General features: G+C 72.0%; 20 protein-coding genes and 1 pseudogene. 4 read left to right on the top strand and 17 right to left on the bottom strand.

The window, feature by feature from the left end:
• Positions 1 to 645 (top strand): glycosyltransferase family 4 protein (locus ACTIF1_RS22635; RefSeq protein WP_439598718.1); only part of this gene is annotated, 645 nt, incomplete at its 5' end.
• 28 nt (positions 646 to 673) lie between these two features.
• On the opposite strand, the gene ACTIF1_RS22630 is transcribed toward ACTIF1_RS22635, so the two are convergent.
• From ACTIF1_RS22630 to ACTIF1_RS22610, 5 genes and pseudogenes are all read right to left on the bottom strand, one after another.
• Positions 674 to 2,119: a methyl-accepting chemotaxis protein gene (locus ACTIF1_RS22630; RefSeq protein ID WP_439598717.1), complete on the bottom strand. Its 1,446-nt coding sequence runs from the start codon at positions 2,117 to 2,119 to the stop codon at positions 674 to 676.
• 143 nt (positions 2,120 to 2,262) lie between these two features.
• On the bottom strand, positions 2,263 to 3,030 hold the full coding sequence (locus ACTIF1_RS22625; protein WP_439598716.1) for an EAL domain-containing protein: 768 nt from the start codon (positions 3,028 to 3,030) through the stop codon (positions 2,263 to 2,265).
• A 155-nt stretch (positions 3,031 to 3,185) separates the two neighbouring features.
• The gene (rsmD, locus tag ACTIF1_RS22620; protein ID WP_439598715.1) at positions 3,186 to 3,743 is read right to left on the bottom strand and encodes a 16S rRNA (guanine(966)-N(2))-methyltransferase RsmD; all 558 of its coding nucleotides are present in this window, start codon (positions 3,741 to 3,743) and stop codon (positions 3,186 to 3,188) included.
• Between the two features lie 136 nt (positions 3,744 to 3,879).
• Positions 3,880 to 4,641: pseudogene (locus ACTIF1_RS22615) on the bottom strand (pseudouridine synthase); the annotation flags it as partial.
• Entirely contained in the window at positions 4,638 to 5,351 is a 714-nt protein-coding gene (locus ACTIF1_RS22610) for a gamma-glutamyl-gamma-aminobutyrate hydrolase family protein (protein WP_439598714.1), read from the bottom strand. The pseudogene ACTIF1_RS22615 and the gene ACTIF1_RS22610, both read right to left, overlap by 4 nt.
• 111 nt (positions 5,352 to 5,462) lie before the next feature.
• Between ACTIF1_RS22610 and ACTIF1_RS22605 the strand changes: the two genes are divergently transcribed.
• Positions 5,463 to 5,894 (top strand): nucleoside deaminase, encoded by a 432-nt coding sequence (locus tag ACTIF1_RS22605; RefSeq protein ID WP_439598713.1) that lies wholly within the window; start codon positions 5,463 to 5,465, stop codon positions 5,892 to 5,894.
• Between the two features lie 3 nt (positions 5,895 to 5,897).
• Here ACTIF1_RS22605 and ACTIF1_RS22600 read toward each other — a convergent pair whose 3' ends face one another.
• From ACTIF1_RS22600 to ACTIF1_RS22565, 8 genes are all read right to left on the bottom strand, one after another.
• The gene (locus ACTIF1_RS22600; protein ID WP_439598712.1) at positions 5,898 to 6,671 is read right to left on the bottom strand and encodes a Bug family tripartite tricarboxylate transporter substrate binding protein; all 774 of its coding nucleotides are present in this window, start codon (positions 6,669 to 6,671) and stop codon (positions 5,898 to 5,900) included.
• Entirely contained in the window at positions 6,587 to 7,840 is a 1,254-nt protein-coding gene (locus tag ACTIF1_RS22595; RefSeq protein WP_439598711.1) for a hypothetical protein, read from the bottom strand. Before ACTIF1_RS22595 ends, ACTIF1_RS22600 begins: the two co-directional genes overlap by 85 nt.
• 39 nt (positions 7,841 to 7,879) lie before the next feature.
• Positions 7,880 to 8,860 (bottom strand): tripartite tricarboxylate transporter substrate binding protein, encoded by a 981-nt coding sequence (locus ACTIF1_RS22590; RefSeq protein WP_439598710.1) that lies wholly within the window; start codon positions 8,858 to 8,860, stop codon positions 7,880 to 7,882.
• Between the two features lie 141 nt (positions 8,861 to 9,001).
• Positions 9,002 to 10,756 carry a polysaccharide biosynthesis/export family protein gene (locus ACTIF1_RS22585; protein WP_439598709.1) on the bottom strand — a complete coding sequence of 585 codons (1,755 nt, stop codon included), beginning with the start codon at positions 10,754 to 10,756 and terminating at the stop codon, positions 9,002 to 9,004.
• A 199-nt stretch (positions 10,757 to 10,955) separates the two neighbouring features.
• On the bottom strand, positions 10,956 to 12,170 hold the full coding sequence (locus ACTIF1_RS22580; protein WP_439598708.1) for a capsule biosynthesis protein: 1,215 nt from the start codon (positions 12,168 to 12,170) through the stop codon (positions 10,956 to 10,958).
• Complete coding sequence (locus ACTIF1_RS22575) at positions 12,133 to 12,783, bottom strand: ABC transporter ATP-binding protein (protein ID WP_439598707.1); 651 nt, start codon at positions 12,781 to 12,783, stop codon at positions 12,133 to 12,135. Before ACTIF1_RS22575 ends, ACTIF1_RS22580 begins: the two co-directional genes overlap by 38 nt.
• Before the next feature lie 10 nt (positions 12,784 to 12,793).
• Positions 12,794 to 13,633 (bottom strand): ABC transporter permease, encoded by an 840-nt coding sequence (locus tag ACTIF1_RS22570; RefSeq protein ID WP_439598706.1) that lies wholly within the window; start codon positions 13,631 to 13,633, stop codon positions 12,794 to 12,796.
• Complete coding sequence (locus ACTIF1_RS22565; RefSeq protein WP_439598705.1) at positions 13,630 to 13,920, bottom strand: hypothetical protein; 291 nt, start codon at positions 13,918 to 13,920, stop codon at positions 13,630 to 13,632. Before ACTIF1_RS22565 ends, ACTIF1_RS22570 begins: the two co-directional genes overlap by 4 nt.
• A 222-nt stretch (positions 13,921 to 14,142) precedes the next feature.
• Between ACTIF1_RS22565 and ACTIF1_RS22560 the strand changes: the two genes are divergently transcribed.
• A complete protein-coding gene (locus ACTIF1_RS22560; RefSeq protein ID WP_439598704.1) occupies positions 14,143 to 15,978 on the top strand; it encodes a capsular polysaccharide export protein, LipB/KpsS family in 1,836 nt (611 codons plus the stop codon).
• Positions 15,975 to 16,745 (top strand): SDR family NAD(P)-dependent oxidoreductase, encoded by a 771-nt coding sequence (locus tag ACTIF1_RS22555; RefSeq protein ID WP_439598703.1) that lies wholly within the window; start codon positions 15,975 to 15,977, stop codon positions 16,743 to 16,745. Before ACTIF1_RS22560 ends, ACTIF1_RS22555 begins: the two co-directional genes overlap by 4 nt.
• A 3-nt stretch (positions 16,746 to 16,748) precedes the next feature.
• On the opposite strand, the gene ACTIF1_RS22550 is transcribed toward ACTIF1_RS22555, so the two are convergent.
• The 4 genes from ACTIF1_RS22550 to ACTIF1_RS22535 form a co-directional block, all read right to left on the bottom strand.
• Entirely contained in the window at positions 16,749 to 17,711 is a 963-nt protein-coding gene (locus tag ACTIF1_RS22550; protein ID WP_439598702.1) for a Bug family tripartite tricarboxylate transporter substrate binding protein, read from the bottom strand.
• Positions 17,712 to 17,817: 106 nt separating this feature from the next.
• Positions 17,818 to 19,212 (bottom strand): capsule biosynthesis protein, encoded by a 1,395-nt coding sequence (locus ACTIF1_RS22545; RefSeq protein ID WP_439598701.1) that lies wholly within the window; start codon positions 19,210 to 19,212, stop codon positions 17,818 to 17,820.
• A 71-nt stretch (positions 19,213 to 19,283) separates the two neighbouring features.
• A complete protein-coding gene (locus ACTIF1_RS22540; RefSeq protein ID WP_439598700.1) occupies positions 19,284 to 20,399 on the bottom strand; it encodes a hypothetical protein in 1,116 nt (371 codons plus the stop codon).
• Positions 20,396 to 21,676, bottom strand: coding sequence for an aminotransferase class I/II-fold pyridoxal phosphate-dependent enzyme (locus ACTIF1_RS22535; RefSeq protein WP_439598699.1), 1,281 nt, complete (start codon positions 21,674 to 21,676; stop codon positions 20,396 to 20,398). Before ACTIF1_RS22535 ends, ACTIF1_RS22540 begins: the two co-directional genes overlap by 4 nt.
• Positions 21,677 to 21,710: the final 34 nt, after the last annotated feature.

Raw genomic sequence — 21,710 nt, 5'->3', positions numbered from 1 at the left:
GAGAACCTGGCGCGCGCCGAGGTGAAGGGCGCCTTCGGCCTGGACTGGGGCGAGTACTGGCTGTTCTTCGGCGCGATCGAGCCGAAGAAGAATGTCGGCCGGCTGATCGAGGCCTATCTCGCCTCCGGCAGCACCAGGCCGCTGGTGATCTGCGGCAAGCAGGCCTGGCAGATGCGCCAGGAGCTCGGCCTAATCTACGACGACGATCAGCGGATCATGGCCGATCCCGGCCCCTTCGACGGCGTGCAGTCCCTGACCCGCAAGCTGCGCGACCGCGTGATCCTGCTGGACTACGCGCCCTTCCGCCTGCTGGTCAGCCTGATCCGCGGCGCCCGCGCGCTGCTGTTTCCCTCGCTATACGAGGGCTTCGGCCTGCCGGCGCTGGAGGCGATGCTGCTGGGCACGCCGGTGATGACCAGCAAGACCTCCTCCCTGCCCGAGGTGGTGGGCGAGGCGGCACTGACCGTCGACCCCTATGACACTAGGGCGATGGCCGAGGCGATCCAGGCGCTGGACGGCCAGGACGAGCTGCGCGCGGAGCTTGCCGCCCGCGGCCCGCGCCAGGCCGTGCTCTTCGATGCCGCGCATTACGGCCAGCGGCTGACCGAGATGTACGCGAAGCTCGGCATCCGCCTCGGCGGCTGATCTCCTCCTGGCGCCGGGACGCCCCGCCTCAGCGCACCAGCACTTCCGCGGCCTGCCGCGTGGTCGCCACCGCTTCCGCCGCCCTCAGCACGGCGTTGGAGATGCCGGCCACGCTGTTGGACACCGTGGTCACGGCGCTGGAGGCGCCGTTCATATTGCCGGACATGCTGCGCGTCACCACGCTCTGCTCCTCCACCGCCGCGGCGGTCTGGGTGACGCTTTCGCGCACGGTGGTGACGGCGTCGCGGATGGTGCCGAGGGCTTCCGCCACGGCGGCGGAGGTGGCCTGGATGCCATCGATCTCTCCGGAGATCTGCTGCGTCGCCTGCGCCGCCTGCACGGCCAGGTTCTTCACCTCGCTGGCCACCACGGCGAAGCCCTTGCCGGCCTCCCCCGCCCGCGCCGCCTCGATCGTCGCGTTCAGCGCCAGCAGGTTGATCTGGCTCGCGACATTGCGGATCAGGCCGACGATGCTGGTCATCGCCTGCGCCGCATTGGCCAGCGCCTCCGTGCTATGCGCCACGCTCACGGTCTGGTCGAAGGCCGAATCCGTGGCGGCGCGCGAATTCGCCATGCTGCGGGAGATTTCGCCGATGGAGGCGGCCAGCTCCTCCGAGGCGGCGGCGACCAGCTGCACATTGCTCGCCGTCTCGCCGGCGGCGGCCGAGGCCGCATCGGCCTCCGCCGTGGAATTGCGGATGGCCTCGTCGATCTCGCCGAAGTTGCGGTCGATCATCGTCTTGAGGTTGGTCAGCAGATTGACCTGCGGGGTGATGTCGGTGGCGAATTTCACCACCTTTGCAACTTTGCCATCGGCGCCCAGGATCGGGTTGTAGGCGGCCTCGATCCAGACCTCGCGGCCACCCTTGCCGATGCGCCGGAACTGCGCCGCCTGATACTCGCCACGCCGCAGCGCCTCCCAGAAGGCCTTGTAGCGCGCGGCATCCATATCCGCCGGGTCGACGAAGATGCGGTGGTTCTGGCCCACCACCTCCTCCAGCCGATAGCCAAGCGCCTTCAGGAAATTGTCGTTGGCGCCCAGCACCGTGCCGTCGGTGGAGAATTCGATCACGGCCTGGGACCGGCTGATGGCGGCCAGCTGCTCCTCGTAGTCCAGGTTCTGCAGGCGGTGCTTGGCATCGGCCCATTCGACCACGAAGCCGGCACGGTGACCGCCCTCCCGCAGCGGAGTCACCAGCAGGTCGAAGGCACGGCTGCCGACCCGGATGGTGGCGGCATGCGGCGCCTCCAGCGCAGCCAGCATGCGGCGCTGATGCGATGGGGACTTGTGAAAGATGTCGATATTGCTGCCGATCAGGCGGTCCACGCTGAACTGCGGCAGCTCCGCGCGCAGATCGGCCTCGGCCTCGCGCATCAGGACCATGGCCGCCGCGTTCATGTAGGTGATGTTCAGGTCCTTGTCGGCGATCATCACATTGGTGCGCAGCGCGTCCAAGGCACGGGTGCCGGGCACCTCCGCTTTTCGCAGCTTGTAGCCTAACATCGAGGGCCCTCTTGCCGTCCGTTGGGGCGCGCAGGGTGCCAGATGAAGGTTACCCCGGCATTGCGGCAGCCGGCCGGCGCAGGAACCGGGGCAGGAACCCGCCCCGCCGCGCCTCAGGCAGGGGCGCGCAGGCCCGCCAGTGCCTGTTCCGCCGGCGCCAACCCCTCGAAGACCGGGCGCGCGAAGTAGAAGCCCTGCATGTAGCGCAGGCCGGTTTCCCGCAGGGCCTCGACCTCCTCGCGGCGCTCCACCCCCTCCGCCACCACCTTGATGCCGATCTCGCGGCCGAGTTGCACCAGGCTCGCCATGATGGCCAGCCGCACCCGGTCGCGGTCGCAATCCTGCACCAGGGCGCGGTCGATCTTGATGATATCCGGGCGCAGATCGGCGAGCCGCGACAGGCCGGAATAGCCGGTGGCGAAATCGTCCAGCGCAACCTGGAAACCCTGCCGGCGATATTCCTCGAAGATGCCCCTGGTGTGCCGCAGGTCCACCACCTGCTCGCCCTCCGTCAATTCGAAGGTCAGGCGATTCGGGGGCAGGCCGCAGCGATGGGCCGCCTTCAGGGTCTGCCTGATGCAGGCGCTCGGCTCATAGACCGCATTCGGGAGGAAATTGATATTGAGCTGGCAGTCGATGCCGAGGCGGGTGGCCAATTCGATGGCCTTGACCCGGCAGGCCTGGTCGAAGGCATAGAGGTTGTCCGCATTCACCTGGGCCAGGACCGTTCCCGCCCCCTCGCCGCCTGGGCCGCGCACCAGCGCCTCATGCGCCTCGATCCGCGCCTCCTGCAGATCCACCACCGGCTGGAAGGCCATCGTGAAGGGAAAGGGCGGCCTGGCGGCGCGGCAGGCGGTGCAGGCCGTGGCGGTCTCGGGCATGACAGCGGTCCAGGAACGGGTGGGCCCGGGGGGAGGCCGACTGTCTACTACGCCGGGATCTACCAGGAGTTCGTGAACAGGGCCGCGATTCCCCTGGCGCACGACATGTCCTTACATTCGAGAGCCACGCCCGCCCCCGTCCCGCGGCGCGCTGCTCAGACGGCCCGCAGGAAGACCAGCCGGGCGGCGCCATGTTCCCGCGTCGCCTGCTCCACGAAACCCGACACCTCCAGCGCCTCCTCCCGCCCCAGCTCCGCCACCACCAGCGCCTGAGGGGCCAGCCAGCCGGCCTCCGCCAGCGCGGCCAGGGCCTTCGGCACCAGTTCCCGCCCATAGGGCGGGTCGAGGAAGACCAGGCCGCAGGGCAAGGGCGCCCGCCGCGGCCGCAGCACATCCCCGCCGAGCACGCTGCAGCGCGCCTCCTCCTTCAGGGTCGCCACGTTCTGGCGCAGCACGGCCAGCGCGACGCGGTCGCTCTCCAGGAAACTGGCATGGGCCGCCCCGCGCGACAGCGCCTCCAGCCCCAGCGCACCGGAGCCGGCAAAGGCGTCCAGCACACGCTGCTCTTCCACCGCCGCCCGCCCCGCCCAGGGGGCGTGCCAGAGCATGTCGAACAGTGCCTGGCGAACGCGGTCGCTGGTCGGCCGCGTGGTCTCGCCCGGCGGGGCGGCGAGCCTACGCCCGCGGTGGTGTCCGGCGACGAGTCGCAGCACGGGGCGGCCTCTTCGGTTCGGCGTTGCGGGCGCGGGGGATATTGCCCGGCCGCGGCGGACGCTTGGAGACCGGCGCGGCGGCTTCCGGCGGCGGCGCGGCGGCGGCCGCTGCCTCGGCCTCTGCCACCTCGCGCCGGCGGCGCTTGGCCGGCGCCTCCCCGATGCCGAGCTGTTCGCGCATCACCTTGGGATGCACCTCCTCCACCGCGCCCTTGGGCAGGGTGCCGAGCTGGAAGGGGCCATAGGCGGTGCGGATCAGGCGGGTGACCTGCAGGCCGAGATGCGCCATCACGCGGCGGATCTCGCGGTTCTTGCCCTCCTTCAGGCTGACGGTCAGCCAGGCGATGCCACCCTGCCGGCTGTCCAGCCCGCATTCGATGGGGCCATAGGCGACGCCATCGATGGTGATGCCGCGCGACAGCGCGGCGAAGGCGCGCTCATCCACATGGCCGAAGACCCGCACGCGGTAGCGCCGCAGCCAGCCATTGCTCGGCAGTTCCAGCTTGCGGGCCAGGGCGCCGTCATTGGTCAGCAGCAGCAGCCCCTCGCTGGTCAGGTCCAGCCGGCCGATCGAGATGACCCGGCCGAGCGCCGGCGGCAGGCGTTCGAAGACCGTGGGCCGGCCTTGCGGGTCCTTGTGGGTGGTGACCACGCCATCCGGCTTGTGGTGGCGGAACAGCCGCGTGCGTTCGGGCATCGCGACCGTCTTGCCGGAGACGGAAACACGGTCGCCGGGCTGCACGAAGGTGGCGGGCCCCTCCACCTTCTTGCCGTTCAGCTTCACCACGCCCTCGGCGATCAGCTTCTCCGCATCGCGGCGCGAGGCGATGCCGGCGCGGGCCAGGAACTTGGCGATGCGTTCGCCGCGTTCCGGGCTGTCCTCGATCTCATCGGTCATCGACGCGCCGCTTCCACGAAGGCTGCGAGGATATCCGGGTCCCGCGGGTCCACGGCATATTCCGGGTGCCATTGCACGCCGAGCGCGAAGCGGTGGCCCGGCAGCTCGATTCCTTCCACCACCCCATCCGGCGCCACGGCATTCACCACGCCTGAACCCGCCGTGGCCACCGCCTGGTGATGCGCGGAATTCACCGCCATGCGGCTGCCGCCGACGATGCTGGCCAGCAGCGTATCCGGCGTGATCGCCACCTCATGCCCCGGCTCCGTGCGGGGATTGGGCTGTTCATGCGCCAGGGCGCCCGGTACCTCGTCCGGAATATGCTGAATGAGCGTCCCGCCCAGGGCCACCGCCAGCAATTGCTGGCCGCCGCAGATGCCGAGCACGGGCATGTCCCGGTTCAGGGCGGCGCGGGTCGCGGCCAGTTCGAAATCGGTGCGGCCGGGCTTCAGCGTCACCTTCGGATGCGGCGCGCCGCCGCCCCAGAGCGCCGGGTCGACATCGAAGGCCCCACCCGTGACGAGCAGCCCATCGATGACGTCGAGGTAGTCGACCGCCAACTCGGGATGATGCGGCAGCGCGACGGGCAGGCCGCCGGCCGCGACGATGCTGGCGAAATAGTTCTGGCGGAGCGCGTACCAGGGCAGCTTCGACCAGCCACCGGCCGGTTCCGCATCCAGGGTCACGCCGATGACGGGGCGTCTGTTCATGCGGCCGCTATAGCACCTTTGCCCATTCCGGCACGCCCGAAGGCGCGGATTGCGCGCCGAAACCGCTCGACCGGCCGCGCCGGCCGGGGCAAAGCAGGCGCCATGTCGCCCATGGAGATCGCCCTTCAGGAAGCCGCCGCCGCCGCCGCGCGTGGCGAGGTGCCGGTGGGCGCCGTGGTGACGGATGCCGCCGGCCGGGTGCTGTCCCGCGCGGGCAATGAGGTGGAGGCGCGGCGCGACCCCTCCGCCCATGCCGAGATGCTGGCGCTGCGCGCCGCCGCCGCGGCGCTGGGCGACAAGCTGCTGCCCGAGGCGACGCTCTGGGTGACGCTGGAGCCCTGCGCCATGTGCGCTCAGGCGATCGCGCATTTCCGGGTGAAGCGCCTGGTCTTCGGTGCCTATGACCCGAAGGGCGGCGGGGTGGAGCACGGCCCGCGCATCTTCACCCAGCCCACCTGCCACCACGCGCCGGAGGTGGTGGGCGGGGTGCGGGAGAGTGAGGCCGCGGCGCTGCTGCGCGGGTTCTTCGCCGCACTGCGCTGACCCTCAATCCATCGGGATATTGAACCGCCGGATCACCGCGCCGTATTGCGCGACCGTCTCCTGCATCAGTCGCTCCAGCTCCGCCGGCGTCGAGGAGACGGCCGCGGCCCCGGTGCCTTCCACTGCCAGGCGGTATTCGGGGGAGGCGACGGCGGCGACCACCAGCTCGTTCATCCGCCGCACCACCGCGGGCGGCGTGCCGGCGGCGGCGCAGAGGCCAAGCCAGCCGAAGGCGACCACCTCCATGCCCTGCTCCGCCAGGGTCGGCACCTCCGGCGCCACGGCCAGGCGCTGCGGGCTGGTGACGCCGATCGCCCGCACCTGCCCGGCCTGGGCCAGCGGCATGGTATTGACCAGCGGGCCGACAAAAAGCTGCAGCCGCCCGGCGATCAGGTCCTGCAGCACCGGCGGCGTGCCGCGATAGGGCACCTCAACCATGGTCAGGCCGGCCGCGCCTTCGAACATCCGCGCCACCAGATTGGGCATCGAGGCCGGGCCGACATGGCCGAAAGCCATCCCCTCCGGCCGCGCCCTGGCCAGCGCGACGAATTCGGCGACATTCGCGGCCGGCAGGGCATTCGGCACCACCAGCGCGTAATAGGCCCGCGTGATCTGGGAGATCGGCGCCATCTCGCCCAGCGCATAGGGCCGCGTCGCGCTCATCGAATTCAGCGCGTCGATATAGGTGCAGATCAGCAGCGTATGGCCGTCCCGCGGCTGCGCCAGCACATGGTCCAGCGCGATCCGGCCACCGGCGCCGCTGCGATTCTCCACCACGATGGGTTGGCTGAGCTGGCCGCGCAGCTTCTCCGCGATGATGCGGGCCGGGATATCGGTGGGGCCGCCGGCCGGGAAGCCCACCACCAGCCGCAGCGGGCGGTTCGGCCAGGCCTCCTGCGCCGCCGCCGGCAGCCCGCCCGCCACCCCTCCGAGCAGCACCAGCGCCGCCGCGATCCGTCGCATCCGCATGGTATTTGTCCTGACGTTTCCCGACGGCGAGCATGGCGCGGCGCGGCCGCCCGCTCAACCGTCAAGCGGCGGCATGCACGCCCGCCGCCCGCGGGTCCCACCACCAGGCGGGATCGGGCCGCACCATCACCCCCGCCCTGGAAGCGCGGCGGCGGGCGATAGCGCGCGGTGCCGGCCAGCACCGCGGCGCCCCGCTCCGTCAGCCGCCAGGGTCGCTGACGCGTGACCAGCCGCTGCGGCAGCGCGGACAGGCGCTGCGCCACCTCCCGCAGGATCAGGTCGGTGACCTGGAAGACCGGGTCGGCGGCGAGCAGGGCGCGCAGCAGGCTGGCCTCATCCCCCGCCCCCTCCGCCACCGCCCGCAGCAGCCGCCGCTCGGTCAGGCCCAGGCCATCGCCGCGCCAGGGCAGGTCCTGCAGATGGCGGCGCATGGCGGCGGCCAGGTGCGGCAGCGGCAGGCGACGGCGGCTCAGCCGATCCAGCGCCGTGGGGTCGGGACTGGCGAAGGCGGCCCAGGCCTCGGCACCCGCTTCCAGTGCCAGGGAACCAAGCGGCTGCGGCACCAGCGCCGCCAGCTCCTCCGCCGGCAGATGCGCGAAGGGCCGCCGGCCATCCGCCGGCATCAGGAACAGCCGGCCCTGCAGCGGCGCCCGCCCAGCCAGCAGCGACAGCACCCGGATCAGGCAGGCCTGGTCCCACAGATCGTGCTCGAACCACAGCAGCACGAGGTCGAAGCGGTCCAGCGCGTTCAGCGCCATGTATTCGCGCCCCAGCCGCAGCCGCGCCTCCTGCGCATCCACCCCGGCATGCAGCGCGACAACACGGGCGCGCTGGCCGAGATAGGCCATCAGCTCGTCATCGGAGACGGCGCCGACGCAGACCGGATCGGCGATCGGCAGATAGCTTCCCGCCCAGCCCGCCCGGGGCAGCAGGTCGCGCAGGTCGTCGCCGCAGCGGATATGGGCGGTGGAGGTCATGCCCCCGGATGGCATATCCGCAGCGGCGGCGCGAGAAGTCTACAAGCGCAGCCCCAGCCGGCGGATCATCTCGCCCTCCTCGGCATATTGCCGGCGGATGAAGGCGGCATAGTCGTCCGGGCCCAGGTGGAAGGGCGCCATGTCGAAGCGGTCCAGGATGGCGATATGGGCGGGGTCGAACAGCGCCTCCCGGAAAGCGTCGTGCAGCACCTTCACATGGTCCGGGTTCATCCCCTTCGGCCCCGCCAGCCCGTAGGGAGAGGCGGAGACGATATCGATGCCGCTTTCCTTCAGCGTCGGCACATTGGGGAAGCGCTTGGCACGCTCCGCCGTCCAGGTCACCAGCAGCCGCATGCGGCCGGATTGCACGAGCTCCGACCAGCCGGAGCTATCGGCGCTGGCCTGGATCTGGTTGCCGAGCAGCGCCTGGCTGTTCTCCGCCCAGCCGCGGAAGGGCACATGCGTCCATTCGATGCCGCGCTGGCCCGCGATCTGCTCCATGGTGATGTGCAGCGAGGTGCCGACGCCCGGCGTGCCGTAATTCACCCGACCCGGATTGGCCTTCGCATAATCCAGGAACTGCGTGAGATTCTGCCATGGGCTCTCGGCATTCACCACGATGCCGAAGAGATAGCCGGTCAGGTGGATGACGTAGCTGAAATCCTCCAGCGGATTGAACAGCGCGCGGGGGGCCATCTGCGGGTGGCGGAGGACGCTGATCGGCATCTGGCTGATGACATAGCCGTCCGGCCGCTCGTTCAGCAGCTGCTGCGGCCCCAGGATGCCGCCCGCCCCGGCGCGGTTCTCCACCACGATCGGCTGGCCCAGGCGGCGGGAGGCCTGGTCCGCCAGCGCGCGCATCTGGATATCCGTGGTGCCGCCCGCGGCCCAGGGCACCAGCATGCGGATCGGCCGGTTCGGGTAGCGGTCCTGCCCCCAGACGGCGGGCGCGCCCAGAAGGGTGGCGCCGAGGCCGAGGGCGGTGCGGCGTCCGATGGACGCAATGGGGGTATGGGTCACTGCGATGCGGCCTCCCTGCCAGCTGCCGGCCTTTGGCCGGTCGTACCCCATCCTGGTATCGCGGCGCGCGGCGCGCCGCAATCGCCAGGACAGGGGGATGGCAGCCGCCGCGGCGCGCCGGGCATCACGCCCGCGCGTGCGTCAGTTCATGAAGACGCGGGCCGAGAGGGCGGACTGGAAGATCAGGTTCAGCAGGTCGCGGGCGATCTGGAAATTCTTCGGATCCAGCCGCGGCAGGGCGATCAGCTCATCCCCCGGCGCCGGGCCTTCCGTCGGCTCCAGGATCAGCTCGCCCGAGGCCTTGCGGATCATCACCTGGCTTTCCACGCCACGCTCGGCGAAGCCGCCGGCCGCGCGCACATAGTCCGGGATGCGCATGTCGGGGCGCCAGACCACCGCCTGCGGCACCGAGACCTCGCCCGAGACGAGCACCGTCTGCACCCGCTCCGGAATGACGACCGTATCGCCATCCTCCAGCCGCACATCGGCGCAGCGGCCGGCGCGGTCCATCACCACAAGGCGGCCTTCCGGCCGGGTGCGGCGGGCGCGCTGGATATAGGTGGAAACCAGGTTGGCCTCCACCGCGCGGATCTCGGCGACGCCGGTGGTGCTGGAGACAGACATGAACAGCTGGCGCTCCAGCCGGTCCATCGCCTCGTTGATCACCCGCGTCTGCTGCGCCGCGACCGAGGGGCGCAGCAGGAAGACGCCGGCCGGATTGGCCAGCACCGGGTCCACCGCCACATAGTCGAGCAGCGTGCAGAGCGTGGTGTCGCGATCCGCGATCAGCACGGAGGGGCCGATTCGGCTGCCCTCGATGCTGACGCGAACCGTGGGCGCCGGGCTGTCGGTGATGAAGGTGACGGTATCCTGGTCCTGCAGCTGCAGGTTGCCCAGCTCCTGCACCGTGGCATAGCGCGCGAAGGGCTGGCCGCCGCGGCTGCCGCGGATCACGGCATTGGTGGCAGACGGCAGCGGCGAGGCCAGGCTCAGCAGCTCACGGCCGGGCATGGAGCGGCCATTCACCTCGAACAGGAAGTTGTTCCGCACGGCGCCATCGGCCCCGACCATCGCGCCCTGCGGCGCCACCACGATGGTGTCGCCTTCCTGCAGGGTGATGTTGGGCAACTGGCCCGTCAGCAGGAAGCGGTAGAGGTCGATCCGCACCACCGTGCGGCCGCCCCGGTTCACGGAGATGTCGCGATAGGAGCCGCGGCCCGGGTCCACGCCGCCGGCGCGCGTCAGGTAGTCCAGCACGCTGTCGGAACCGGCGCCCAGATGGCGGCCCGGCGCGCGCACCGGGCCGGTGACGAAGACGCCGACCTGGCTGGCGTTCAGCAGCACGGCATAGACCTGCACCTGCTGCGAGTAGACGCGGCGCACCTCGGCCTCGACCACCCGCTGCACATCGCCGGCGCGGGTGCCGGCCAGGCGGATCGGGCCGATCTGCGGCAGGAAGAGATTGCCCTCGGGATCCACCACGCCCACGGCCGAGGCCTCGATGAAGCCCCAGATGGTGACGGAGACGCGGTCGCCCGGGCGGATCACGTAGTTCGGATTGGGCGTATCGGTCGCCGAGGGCGGTGCCCGGGTGAACAGCGCCGCGCCGAACACCACCGTCGCGGGGCCGGCGGCGCGCGCGGGGTCGCCGATCGGGCCCACCGCGGTCGGCCCGCCTTCCGCCGCGGTGGCGGAGCCGGCGCGGGAGGTGGTGATGGTATCGGCCGCGGCGCCCAGCAGGGTCGGCAGCGTGCCCACGGCGGGGCCCCGCGGCCCGGCCTGGCCGGCCAGGCCGGGCGGCTGCACCTGTGCGCCGGCCGCAACCGGCAGCAGCAGCGCGAGCAGCAGGGCCAGGCAGCGCAGGATTGCGGTCGGGCGGCGGACGAGGTGGTGCATGTCGGGCGCTATCCGGAAGCTAGGGCCGGCAAACCGCTGGCCGGCGTGAAATTGTCCTGTCCTCGCACAAAATGCCATGCTGTTCAGGCCAGGAGAGAGGGATTGCCCGCAAGCTGTTGCAGCGGGTCATCACCCGGCGGCACCTCCGGCCGGTCCGGACCGCGCCTGGAGGGGCGCAACCGGAGCCGGCGCGGCCGCTTCAGCTCGCGTGCTCGCGCGCGCCCGCCATGATGAGCCAGCCGATGGCAAACAGGACGGTCAGCGCCACCAGCAGCGTGATGGTGTTGAACATCGCCTTCGGGAAGGTGGCGCGCTCCGGCAGATTGGGCTCCACCACCCGCATCAGGAAGACCTGCTGGCGCTGCGCATCGGCCCGCGCGGCTTCCAGCGACCCGATGGCGGAGGCATAGACGCGCTCGGCGAATTCGCGCTCCAGCGTCAGGCGCTCATAGCCCGAGAGCTGCTGGGTCAGGTTCTCCTCGCCGCGGGTGCGCCGCGCCCGTTCCACACCGATCTGCGCCTGCAGCGCCGCGATGCGGTTGTGCAGCACCTGGATCTGCGGATTGTCGCGCCGCATGAAGGCCTGCTTTTCCTGCAGCTCCGCCCGCGCCTGCGCCAGGGCGCCTTCCAGGCGGCCGATGGTCTCGACCGCCGAGCCGGCGGCGGCGGTCGGGTCCAGCGTCTGCTCGCGCTCGCGGAAGGCGGTCAGGGCCTCGCGCGCCGCCACCACGCGGCGCTCGGCGATCTGCACCTCCTCCCGGCCCACCCGCAGCGTGTCCTGGGAGGTGCGGGCGGAGAAGCGGTTCACCAGCCCCTCGGACAGTTCGAGCAGTGCCTCGGCGATGGCGCGCGAATCCTCCGGGCGATAGGACAGCACCTTCAGCGTGATGAGGCCGGTCTCCAGGTCGTATTCCACCGTCACCCGGCGCCGGTAGTAGCGCAGCAGCCGCTCGGCCTCCGGCTCCTCGTACCAGAGGCGGGAGATCCGGTCGGCCTCGGGCCGGCGCCAGATCTCGGCCAGGTTCAGCCGCTGGCTGAGACCGTTCACGGCATCCAGGCTGTCGACGAAGGCGGTGACCGCCTGTGCCTCCTCCGCCCCGGTGCGCATCGACCCGGCGGTGGCACCGAGGATGCTGGCGATGCCGCCGGCGCCCGACCCGCTCGCCCCCGGCCGGCCGCGCACCAGGATGCGCGCCTCGGCCTCGTACATATCGGCCGCATAGGTCGCGTAGTAGAGGCCGACGAGCGCGGTGGGCAGCAGGACCAGCAGCACATACCAGCCCATCGCGCTCTTCGGCCGCAGCCGGGCGAAGAGGCTGCGGCGCGGCTGGACGCGCGGGCGCGGCAGCGCCTCCACGCCCGTGGTGGAGACAGCCTCAGAGGGCCTTATAGGTGGCGACAGCTTCATCGACATCCTCGAAGAAGGTCAGGCTGCCTTCATTCAGCACCGCTGCAGTGCGGCAATACATTTTCAGGTGGTCGGGCACGTGGGTGACGAGCACCAGGGACCGGCCGCGGGTCTTTTCCGCCAGCAGCGCCTGGGCCCGGGCCACGAAGCGCTGGTCGCCGGTCGCCGTCACCTCGTCGATCAGGTAGCAGTCGAAATCCACCGCGAAGGACAGGCCCAGCAGCAGCCGTCCCATCATGCCGACCGAATAGGTCTTGGCCGGCATGTCCATGTACGGCCCGAGTTCGGCGAATTCCTCGACGAAGTCCAGCACCTTCTTGATCGGCTGGTTGTAGATGCGGGCGATGAAGCGGGCGTTATCGGCGCCCGACATGGAATTCTGCAGCCCGACGCCATGCGCCAGCGGCCAGGACACGGTCATGCGCCGCTCGATGCGGCCGGAATTGGGATGCTCGACGCCGGCCAGCATGCGCACCAGGGTGGACTTGCCGGCGCCGTTGCGGCCCAGGATGCCCACCGCGTCGCCCGGCCGGATGATGCCCGAGACATTGCGCAGCACATGCTTCTTGCCGCCGCCGCGCAGTTCGTAGTGCTTCGAGACCCGGTCGAAGTAGATCACCGCCCGCGCCTCAGAATTCGAGCTTGGCGCGCACCGCGCGCACCGCGGCGATACCGAGCAGGTTGATGATGACGACGCAGGCCAGCACGTAATGCACGTCGTAGTAGGCCGGGATCTGGTCGCCGAACATGCCGTCGCGCAGCATCTCGTGCAGATTGGCCTGCGGGTTCCACAGCAGCACCTCGCGCCACTTCGTCGGCAGGTAATGCAGGGCGAAGAGCGCGCCGGAGAAGGGCAGCGAGATATAGGTCAGCGGGTGCACGATGCGGTCCACCACCTCCCACCGCGCGGCGCCGGCGGCGACCAGCAGGGCCAGGCCATTGGCCAGGGCGAAGAGCAGCAGCAGCGCGAAGACCATGGTCGGGATGGAATGCGGGCTGAAGCCGGTGACCCAGGAGGTGCCCGACAGGACGATCAGCAGCACGCAGGTCACCGCCCCCATCTCCAGCAGGTTGCGCGCCAGCATGATATCGAGCAGCCGCACCTGGCGGTGGTACATCAGCGTCATATTGGCCTGGAAGGCCGTGGTGGCGCGGTTGATGATGGCGCGGAAGGCGAAGTAGGGCGCGTAGCCGACGACGACGAAGAGGAAGGGCGGCACATTGCCCATCTCCCGCGAATGCAGCAGCGTCTTCAGCATGCCGATGGTGCCGGCCAGCAGCAGCGGCTCCAGGAACAGCCAGAGGAAGCCGAGGTGGCCGCGGCCGAATCGCGTCTGCAATTCCCGCAGCAGCAGCGCGTGGATGACCCGCCTCTGGACCCGCAGACCCTCGATCGTGCGGTCGAATTCGCTTCTGCGCTCCGGCAGATCCCCCGGCAGGCCGCCGGAGCCGCCGGTGGCGGCACTCACGGCCTTGCGGTCCCGCCGCCCCGCAGCAGCGGCCGGGCCTCGACCCAGCCGCCGGGCACGGCGCAGACCAGGCGGGAGCGTTCGACCATGCCGGAGCCGACCAGCACTTCGCGGCATTCGCGCCCGCTGGCGGCGTTATAGGCGCGCACCACACGCACCTGTGCGGTCTGGCCATCGGGTAGCACGATGCGCTGGGAGCTGCCGGGCTGGGCCTGGCCGGCGAAGATTACAACCGGGTCGGTCGAGGCTGGAACGCCCGCCGGTGCCGCCGCGGGGCCCGAGAACAACCCCTCGCCCCCGCTCCGGGCACATCCCGCCAGGGCGAGCAGGCCCAGCAGCGCAACCGATGCGCGCAGGGGCAGGCGACCGGGAAGCGAGCCAGCCGGTGGGACCGGGGCCTGTTTGCGATGCATCATGACGTGGCACACTAGCCGAACCCCCGCGCTTAGGCAAAATGCAAAAATATGCAGCGACCTTTGCAGGAGCGGGCTTTGCAGGACGGAGGCCGCTTGCCCCTGCCGCCGCTGCTGCGGCTGGATCCGGTTGAGCTCGCGGCCCTGCCGCATCTGCCGGCCTTCTTCCCGGATCACCGATTGGTGACGGAGCCGGCGGTGGCCGCGGCGCTGCCGCCTGGCGCGCCGGGCACCGCCCTGCTGCGCTACACGCCCGGCCCCTTCCGCCCCCCCCGCCTCGGCGCGCGGCAGGTGCCGGTGCTGCTGGTAGTGGGTGCGGGGCCGGACCCGGTGGCCAGTGCCCTGGCCGCCGCACCGGCCCAGCCGGATCTGGACCTTGCCCTGAGGGTGATGGCGGCAATGGCCGGGGGAAGGCTCGGCGCGCCACCTGGCCTGCCGGACCTGCCCCTGGCCGCCGGTGCCGCCGACTGCATCCTGCTCGACCCCTGCGACCCGCAGGCGCGGCCTGCGGCCGAAGCCAGGCTGCGCCAGCTCCAGGCCATCGGTGGCAGGCCGCTGCTGCTGCGCGACCCCTTTGCCATGGGCGCCCCGGTGCTGCCGGGCAGCCTGCCGGCCACCGACCCCTGGCGGCTGCTGGAGACTCGCCTGCCGCTGCACGGCGCCAGCCGCGACCTCGCCCTGCTCGCCTTGGCTGCCGGCGTGACGCTGGCCGATGGGCCGCTGGCCGGTGCCGACCCCGCCGCCAGCTGGGCCGCGATCCTCGCCGCGACGCGCGCCGTCGACCCCTTTCGCGCGGTTCCCTGCAGCGTCGAGGCGGCGTTGGACCTGCTGGCGCTGTGGCGGGTGCGGGAGGCGGAGTCGCGCGGCATCGCCGCCTGCCTCGGCGTGCATCCCTACAAGCGCGACCGGCTGCGCCAGCTTCTGGCCTCCGCCGGGCCGCCGCCCGCCTTCGCGGCCCGCCCGGCGCCGGCCATCGCCCTGGCGCAGCGCCGGGGCGGCGCGCTGCTGGCCTGGTCCGCCAGCGCACCGGAGGATCTGCCGGCACGCTGTGCCGAGGCCGGCGTGCCCCTGGCCTGGCTGGAGGACGGCTTCATCCGCTCCGCCGGCCTCGGCGCGGCCTTTCGGGCCGGCGCCTCCTTCGCGCTGGACCGGCACGGCCCCTATTACGACCCGGCGCGGGAGAGCGACCTGGCCCGGCTGCTGGCGACCGAACCCTTCCCGCCGGCCCTGCTGGCCCGTGCCCGCGCCCTGCGCCGGGCCGTGGTGGCGCGCGGGGTCACCAAGTACAATCTGGGCGGCGCGGCGCCGGTCATCGGCGCCCCGCCGGGCCGGCGGCGCATCCTTGTGCCGGGCCAGGTGGAGGACGATGCCTCCATCCGCCAGGGCGGCGGCGCCATCCGCCGCAACCTGGACCTGCTGCGCGCGGTGCGCGCGGCGGCGCCCGAGGCCTGGCTGGTCTACAAGCCGCATCCGGATATCGAGGCCGGATTCCGGCGCGGCCGCATCGCCACCCGGAACCTGGAAGGCCTGGCCGACCAGGTGCTGCGCGGCGCGCCCATGGCGCCGCTGTTTGGCCTTGTGGACGAGGTCCATACCATCACCTCCCTCACCGGCTTCGAGGCGCTGCTGCGCGGCCTGCCCGTGACCTGCTGGGGCACGCCCTTCTATGCCGGCTGGGGCCTGACCACGGATCGCGGCCCGATTGCGACACCACCAAGGACGCGCCGCCTGACCTTGGACGAACTGGTGGCCGGCGCGCTGATCCTCTATCCGCGCTGCATCGACCCGCTCACCCTGCTGCCCTGCCCGCCGGAGGTGCTGCTGGACCGCATGGACCGCCCCGACCTCTTCCCCCCCGGCCGCCGCGCCCGGCTGCGCGCCGCCCAGGGCCTTGTCACGCGCGCCATCGCCTGGATGCGGGGCTGGCGATGAGCGGGATCGTCATCAGCGGTGCCTCCCGCGGCCTCGGCGCGGCGCTGGCCCGGCGCCACGCCAGGCCGGGCGCGCGGCTGCTGCTGACCGCGCGGTCCGCCGCGGCGCTGGAGGCGGTGGCGGAGGCCTGCCGCGCGCAGGGCGCCGCCGTCACCACCCTCGCCTGCGACATCACCGAGGCCGCGATGCTGGCCGCGGCGCTGGCGGCCTTCGAGGCGGCGGGGCCGGTCGATCTCGTCATCGCCAATGCCGGCACCTCTGCCGGCACCACGCCGGATGGCACGCCGGAGGATGCGGTGGCCGCCGCGCGGCAGGTGGCGGTGAACCTGATCGGCGCCATAAACCTGGTGGGCCCGCTGTTGCCGGGCATGCGGGCGCGGCGGGCCGGGCGCATCGGGCTGATCGCCTCGGTCGCCGGGCTGCGCGGCCTGCCGGACTTCCCGGGCTATTGCGCCAGCAAGGCCGGGCTGATCGGCTGGGGGGAGGCGCTGCGCGCCCAGCTCGGCCCGGCCGGCATCCGCGTCACGGTGGTCACGCCCGGCTTCTTCGAAAGCGCCATGGGCGCCCGCTTCCATGGCCGGCGCATGCTTGTGCTCAGCCAGGACCAAGCGGCGGACCGTGTCTGCCGCGCCCTGGCCGCCGGCGCGCCGCGCGCCGCCTTCCCCTGGCCGCTGGCGCTCGGCCTGCGGCTTCTGGCGCTTCTGCCGCCCCGCCTGGGCGATTGGGCGGTGCGGCGCATGCGCTTCCGGGTCAGCCCGGAGGGGTGACGGTCACTCCACCACCGCGCCCGAGGCGCGGATCACCGGGGCCAGCTGGGCGGCGCTAGCGCGGCGGAAGTCGAACAGCGCCTCGGGCCCCATCGGCCAGGGCGTCGCGCCATTCTCCTGGAACTTCGCCTGCAGGTCGGGGCTGGCCAGCGCCTGGCGCGTCAGCTCCGACAGCCGCTCCACCATGGCGCGCGGCAGCGCCGCCGGCGCGACGATCCCGGCCCAGGAGGTGACCTCGAAGCCCGGCAGGAATTCGGCCATGGCCGGCACCTCCGGCGCCTGCGGGCTGCGCGCCAGGCCGGTGACGGCCAGCGCCCGGGCCTGGCCGCCGCGCGCGCTGGCCAGGCTCTGCGGGATATTGTCGAAGATCATGTGCACCCGCCCGGCCTGCACATCCAGCTGCGCCGCCGCACCACCGCGATAGGGCACATGCACCATCTCCAGCCCGGCCATCTGCCTGAACATCTCGCCCGCCAGATGGACCGTGGTGCCGGAGCCGGGGCTGGCGAAGGTATAGCGGCCGGGATTGGCGCGGATCAGCGCGATCAGCTCCGGCACCGTCTGCGCCGGCACGTCCTTGTTGACGATCAGCAGGTTCGGCAGCTGCCAGAGCCCGCCGATATAGGTGAAGTCCCGCTCCACATCGAAGGCCATGTTCGGCCGCAGCGTCGGCGAGATGGCCAGCGAGGAGACGGAGCCGAGGCCGATCACCGTGCCATCGGCCGGTGCGCGCGCGATGGCCGTCATGCCGATATTGCCGCCCGCCCCGGCCCGGTTCTCCACCACGAAGGACTGGCCGGTGAGCTCGCCCAGCTTGGCGCAGACCAGGCGCACCAGCGTATCCACGCCGCCGCCGGGGGCGAAGGGCGTGATGAAGCGCACCGCCTGGTTGGGCCAGGTGCCCTGCGCCAGGGACACACCGGGCACCGCGACCGTGGCCATCAGGCTGCGTCGTGAGATATGCATCGAACCTTCCTCCCATCCCGTCGGGGCTCTCCGGCCCCAGCTGACGAAACAGTAACGAGAGGCGCCGGCGCGCGTAAACATCCGCCTGCGACCGCAAGCGCGGCCCTTAGCCCGTGGCCTGCGGCGCCATGGTGCCCGGCGGGCCGGATGCCGCCTCCGGCAGGCGCGGGCCCACCCGGTCGGCATCCAGCGTCTGCACGATGGCCTGCACCGCGGCCGCCCGGCCGTCCCGCCCATAGAACACGCCGCGCAATTGCGTCGTGCCCTGCAGGGCGGCCAGGAAGGCGTCCCGCAGACCGAGATCGGGCAGCGCCGCCTCCGCCCAGAAGCGGTCGAGCGGGCCCTGATGCGCGAGGCCCGGCACGTTCCACACCGCCTGGCCCAGCGCCTTGGCCGGCCGGCCCAGCGCCAGGGCGCGCAGCCCGACGGTGCTGTTGATGGTCACCAGCCCGCGTGCCCGCTGCAGCATGGCATCGAGCGGCCCGTGATGCGCCACATGCACCCGGCCGGCGACCCCGGCACGCGCGGCCATCGCCGCCACGCGCCGGGTCCAACGCTTCACGCAGGGATCCAGCGGATGCACCTTCACCAGCAGATGCGCCCCGGCCGGCGCCATGCGGGCGAAGCTGTCCATGACCTCCGCGATCGGCGTATCGAGGTCCGGATAGGGCGAATAGGCGCGGACGGAGAAATCGGTCTCCATCTGCATGGCGAAAAGCCAGAAGGGCGCCGTGCCGATCCGGGCCAGGGCCCGCTCCCCTTCCGCAAATTCCGCGCGCCGCCGCAGCAGCCGCAGGGCGATGCCCGCATAGGTGGAGACGGGGTGGTGCAGCTGGTGGCTGCGGTAATGCGCGAAGGGCCAGGGCGCCAGGTTCGCCAGGTGATAGGCCACGTCCCACATGGCCTGCAGACGGAAGTCGTCGCGGTAGCGCTCCGTCAGGTCGGCCGGCGGCAGGCCCGCGGCCAGGGCGCGGATCGCCGCCGGGTCACGCGGGAAATGGCTGTCGCCGCCCATCCCGTCGCGCTCCAGCGTCACCCAGTCGGGCCGGAAATAGCCGAAATCCGTCACCGCCACCGCAATGCCGCGCCGATGCGCCGCGGCGATGGCCGCGCGGTGATAAGCGCGCTGCTCCCCCAGAAGCAGGATATCCGTGATGCGGTGCCGGTCCAGGTAGCTGCCGATGAAGTCCGGCCAGGCCGCCTCCCGCCCCCCGAAATCCACCGCCTTCCGCATGCCGGGCTGCTGCCGCCAGAACAGGCGGTCGCCCAGCGAGAGGTTGATGCGGTGCACCTCGTGGCCCAGACGCGCCAGCCCGGCTGCCACCTCGGCGAAGACCGGACTGATCGGCCCCTGGAGGAACAGGAAGCGGCGCGGCCCCGGGCGAGGCCCCTGCAGGGGGCGGTCGCCGCTTCCGGCATCGGGCGGCGGGCCGGCGGGCAGGCGACCCTCCGGTCCCGGAGCGGGGTCCGGCACGGCGGTGATGGGATCTGGCGGCGACATGAATGGCCCATAGCCACCAAGCGGCCCGGAACTGTCAATCCCGCCGCCGGCCCGCGCGGTTTCGGCGCGTTTCACAGCACCGTGCCCTGCCAGATCCGCCAGCGGCCGGTCACCGGGGCCGGCAGCCGCGCCATGGCATTGCGCATGGCCGCATTGCCTTCGAGGATCCAGGAGATTTCCAGGCTGTTCCAGCCGCGCCGTCCGGCCAGCCCGATCGCCTCCCGCAGCAGCGCGCCCATGGCGAGCGCGGAGGCGGGGTGGCCGCGGAAGGCCTGGGTGATGCCGAGCATGGGCACCCGCGCCGATCCCACCCGCCCGGCCAGGGCGCCGGCCAGCCTGACCCAGCCGAAGGGCAGCAGCCGGCCATCCGCGGGCATCGCCTCCGCCAGGTTGGGCACCACGGCCACCAGCCCGACCGGCTGGCGGTCCCATTCGGCGAAGACCACCTCCCCCGTGAAGAGCAGCGGGCGCAGCAGCCGGCCGAGGCTCGCCACCTCCGCCGGCCGCAGGGCCACCGCGCCCCAATTGGCGCCCCAGGCGTCGTTGTAGAGCGCGGCGATGCGCACGACCTCGGCCGCATAGTCGCGGCGGTCCATCACCCGCAGGCGCAGCCGCGCCAGCTCCGCCGGGCGCTTCAGTGCCAGCGCGGCGAAGCGCGCCGAATGCCGCTCCGCCGGCACATCCAGGGTGCAGGCCACCACATCCTGGACAGGGGCGAGGCCCGCCGCCTCCAGCATCCCCGGCAGCCAGTCCGGCGTACCGGGCATGCGCAGCATCGGCGGCCGGTCGTGGAAGCCAAGCTGCGCGCCTACCTCATGGTTGATGGTGAATGACAGCGGCCCGGTCATATCCGCCCGGCCGGCCGCGGCGATGAAGCGGCGCACGGCTGCCAGCAGGGCCTCGACCACCGCCGGGTCCCGTTCCGTGCACAGGAAGCCGAAGCTGGCCGGCGCGGCCGCATCATGCGGCACGCAGGCGGCGATTCGGCCAACCACGGTGCCATCCCGCCAGGCCAGGAACCGCGCCACCGCGTGATCCCGCAGAAAGCCGAAGAAGGCCGGATCGAACATCCGCGCCTCCTCCCAGCGCAGCGGGACCGACCAGCCGAGGCCCCGCAGCCGCGCCGGCAGCGCGTGGAAGGCCCGTGCCTCGGCGCCGGTGAGGACGGGTGCTGTGCGCAGGCTCACCCGGCCAGGTCGGCCGGGGCAACGCCATCGGTCGCCGCCACCAGGGCCACCACGGCGTCGCGTACATCCTGCTCGGAGTGTTCGGCCGAGAGGAAGAAGCGCAGCCGCGCCAGCTTCTCCGGCACCGCCGGGAAGACGATGGGCAGCGCGTTCACGCCATGCTCGAGCAGCGCCGCGGAGACGCGGATGGCGCGCACCGAACTGCCCAGCACGACGGGCACGATGCCCAGCCCCTCCGAGTTGCCGGTATCGAAGCCATGCGCCCGGCACAGGTCGCGGAACAGGCGTGAATTGGCCTGCAGCTTCGCCACCCGCCAGGGCTCCGCCGCCATGATGTCCATGGCCGCCGCGGCGGAGGCGGCGAGCGGCGGCGAGAGGCCCACGGAGTAGACGAAGCCCGGCACGGTATGGCGCATCCAGTCGATCAGGTCGGCGCGCGCCGCGATATAGCCGCCGGCGGCGCAGAGCGTCTTGGACAGGGTGCCCATCCAGATATCGATCTCGCCGGGATCGACCCCCGCCGCCTCGAAGACGCCCTTGCCGGTGGCGCCGACGCAGCCCAGGCCATGCGCGTCATCCACCATCAGCCAGGCATCGTGCTTGCGGGCGATCTGCAGCAGCGCGGCCAGGTCGGGGACGTCGCCGTCCATGGAATAGTGCCCCTCCACCAGCAGCAGCGCCCGCCCGGCGCTGCGCCGCACGGCCGCGAGCTCCCGCTCCGCGGCGCGCGCATCGTTATGGGCGAAGGAGACGCGGCGCGCGCCGGAAAGCTTGGCGCCCTCGACGCAGGAATTGTGGATGGCGGCGTCGTGCACGATCACGTCGCGCGGCCCCATCAGATGGCCGATGACGGTCACATTGGTCGCATGGCCGCTGACGAAGGCAAGCGCGGCCTGCTGCCCGTAATGCGCCGCCAGCCGCCGCTCCAGCTCCCCATGCACCGGCCTTTCGCCGGAGACGAGGCGCGAGGCGCTGGCGGAGATGCCGTAGCGCGCCATGGCCTCCGCCGCCGCCTGGTGCAGCCGCGCATCGCCATTCAGGCCGAGATAGTCGTAGGAGCCGAAATTGATGATGTCGCGATTGCCGATCAGGCTATGCGCGCCGGCCCGCCCTTCATGCGCCCGGAAGAAGGGGCTTTCGATGGACAGCGCGCCCATCGCCTCCCGCATCAGGCCCCAGTCGCGCAGGCCCTGGATGGCGCCGAAGCCGCGCTGGTCGGAGGCCGCCTGCGCTTCCTGCCCCTCGCGCCGCCGTGCCAGGCGTTGCACCAGCGCCATGCGGGCGGCGTTGGAAAGCCCGAACCCTTGACCG

Source organism: Falsiroseomonas sp. (genome assembly GCF_051860665.1).
GTDB lineage: Bacteria > Pseudomonadota > Alphaproteobacteria > Acetobacterales > Acetobacteraceae > Falsiroseomonas.
Note: the sequence above shows the minus strand (reverse complement) of the source record. Positions and strands in the feature narration are given on the sequence as shown.

What these genes read in the sequence shown, in the direction of transcription:
- ACTIF1_RS22625 (WP_439598716.1), bottom strand. Translation starts at nt 3,030, where the DNA reads ATGCCCGAGACCGCCACGGCCTGCACCGCCTGCCGCGCCGCCAGGCCG.
- ACTIF1_RS22610 (WP_439598714.1), bottom strand. Translation starts at nt 5,351, where the DNA reads ATGAACAGACGCCCCGTCATCGGCGTGACCCTGGATGCGGAACCGGCC.
- ACTIF1_RS22605 (WP_439598713.1), top strand. Translation starts at nt 5,463, where the DNA reads ATGGAGATCGCCCTTCAGGAAGCCGCCGCCGCCGCCGCGCGTGGCGAG.
- ACTIF1_RS22595 (WP_439598711.1), bottom strand. Translation starts at nt 7,840, where the DNA reads ATGACCTCCACCGCCCATATCCGCTGCGGCGACGACCTGCGCGACCTG.
- ACTIF1_RS22585 (WP_439598709.1), bottom strand. Translation starts at nt 10,756, where the DNA reads ATGCACCACCTCGTCCGCCGCCCGACCGCAATCCTGCGCTGCCTGGCC.
- ACTIF1_RS22580 (WP_439598708.1), bottom strand. Translation starts at nt 12,170, where the DNA reads ATGTCGATGAAGCTGTCGCCACCTATAAGGCCCTCTGAGGCTGTCTCC.
- ACTIF1_RS22555 (WP_439598703.1), top strand. Translation starts at nt 15,975, where the DNA reads ATGAGCGGGATCGTCATCAGCGGTGCCTCCCGCGGCCTCGGCGCGGCG.
- ACTIF1_RS22550 (WP_439598702.1), bottom strand. Translation starts at nt 17,711, where the DNA reads ATGCATATCTCACGACGCAGCCTGATGGCCACGGTCGCGGTGCCCGGT.
- ACTIF1_RS22545 (WP_439598701.1), bottom strand. Translation starts at nt 19,212, where the DNA reads ATGTCGCCGCCAGATCCCATCACCGCCGTGCCGGACCCCGCTCCGGGA.
- ACTIF1_RS22535 (WP_439598699.1), bottom strand. Translation starts at nt 21,676, where the DNA reads ATGGCGCTGGTGCAACGCCTGGCACGGCGGCGCGAGGGGCAGGAAGCG.